General features: G+C 39.4%; 1 protein-coding gene and 1 pseudogene. One reads left to right on the top strand and one right to left on the bottom strand.

Annotated features, from left to right (window positions below; genetic code table 11):
- The first annotated feature begins 609 nt into the window (after nucleotides 1-609).
- A complete protein-coding gene (locus HF854_RS12255; protein ID WP_168936536.1) occupies nucleotides 610-987 on the top strand; it encodes a hypothetical protein in 378 nt (125 codons plus the stop codon).
- 347 nt (nucleotides 988-1334) lie between these two features.
- Here HF854_RS12255 and HF854_RS12260 read toward each other — a convergent pair.
- Nucleotides 1335-1805, bottom strand: a pseudogene (locus tag HF854_RS12260) (IS1595 family transposase); the annotation flags it as partial.
- Between the last annotated feature and the right edge of the window lie 108 nt (nucleotides 1806-1913).

Below are 1913 nucleotides of genomic sequence, written 5' to 3' on the forward strand. Positions count from 1 at the left end.
TGGGACTACTTTACCTTGCTTTAGCCTGTATCCTTTGGAGAAAACTGGTATAGCAAGGTGTATGCCGGACATTCTCTTAGGGTCTTCAAAAACGATGTTCTGTCACCATGGGATAAGGCCGTGTATCGCTTTCCTTGACAGCCCCCACTGCAAATCAATTCAGAACATCTTGAGCTTTTTGAGTTCATAGAAAGGACATCCCCCGATGAACACAGCTGGCTCATGTTTTCCACCCAACAACTAGGGCAATATGTCTCCGGCATGATCTGCCGGGGGAACACATCCGCTAGCAATCGCAGCTATTATAAGGCAGAGCCCTCTTTCTTGAAGAACTCAATTCTCTTGTAAAAGAAAATAAACTCCTTTTATAGTATGACATTAATATTAAAAAATGCTCACATAGATCAACTTATACCATATGTAAATATTCATATACGACACGAATATTTTCATAAACAAAATATAAATTATACTATATACGATGACATAGATATATTTTCCTCTCCTAAATATCAACGATATTATATCTATATTCGTAGAAAATTATTAATATGCTTTAAGGCATAAACATAGCGTGAAATATCGCTATAAAACTATAGGAGGTTGACAATGTCAAAATTTTTCTACACCGTTATAATCATCTCATTTATGTCATTAATAATTTTTCCACAGTATTTATTTGCAAATAATAACACATCAGATAATATATATTGTGAAATTATATCTTATGGACAGAAATACTCTATCAATAACACTCAAATAGTTATAGAAAAAAATGATAACATTACAATTTACACCTTGAAAAGAGGAAATAAGACCTCCCTTTTTGATGAAGTAATGCTACTTACCGTTGCCGAGGTATTGCCCGGTGTAGCCCAAGTCTATGGAATTACAAAAAATGGATGTAATTCTCGTTGGGGTGAAGCTAAGTTCAACGGCAAATGTTGGGTCGGCTCTGATTTTCAAATTTGTTTCACCAAGGAGTAATCAGGCTGTTTGCTTCTTCCTTGTTAGAAAATGGATAGTAGAATAGGGAGCACCAGCACAACACAGGTTTGAGGCCTTATCTGACTGGGGCAAAGGAGGTACAATATCACTTTCCCCATTATTTTCTTTTCAATATCCAATCCAACACGGCAACTTTCACCCAAGCCCCGTCTCCTTGTTTCCGGACACCGAGCTGGTAGCTGGCGGTACTTCGATACCGTTAAGCGTAAGGCTCCTTTGAGAGGCGGGGCTATCCCAAGTAGGGCTATAAGAGCTTCATGACTCGATCAATTTTTCGGTGTGTACTGCAATTTCAACGAAAAAACAGGGGGCTTTCCTAGCTAAGCCTAGTGTTTAGCTTGTTTTACCCAATAAGTTAGCTGAGTTAGAAGCTCTTTGTGATTGCCTCCATTGAAGCGCCATTCGCATTCCTTGAGAAAACAGTAAAGGTGTTCAGGCTTGATACCGTTAAAGCGACGTAAGTGTCTTTTGGCCTGATTCCAGAAGTTTTCTATTCCATTGATATGATTATGTTGTTCCGCAAACTTCTGGGAATGATTGATGCGGTGATGATGAAATCCGTTGATATCCAGAGCGTTGTAAGCTGAAAATGTATCCGTATAGACTATACTGTCAGGTTCCATCTGTCCCTTGATGATGGGGAGAAGTGTTTCAGTGCGAGCATCAGGAATGATTACCGTGTAGACTCTGCCATTTCTCTTCAGCAGACCAAAAACGGCTATTTTTCCGGCAGCTCCCCGACCTCTTTTACCTTTTCTTACACCTCCAAAGTAACTCTCATCGGCTTCTATTTCACCGGACAGCCGATAACTGGGGAGATGTGAAGCAATAAGAGCGTGTTTGGAAACTCATTTATCAATAATGAAACGTTTCAACAGTATGCTTGCCATGGCTATTTGAATCAT

The sequence above is a fragment of the Desulfovibrio piger genome, assembly GCF_012843875.1.
Taxonomy (GTDB): domain Bacteria; phylum Desulfobacterota; class Desulfovibrionia; order Desulfovibrionales; family Desulfovibrionaceae; genus Desulfovibrio.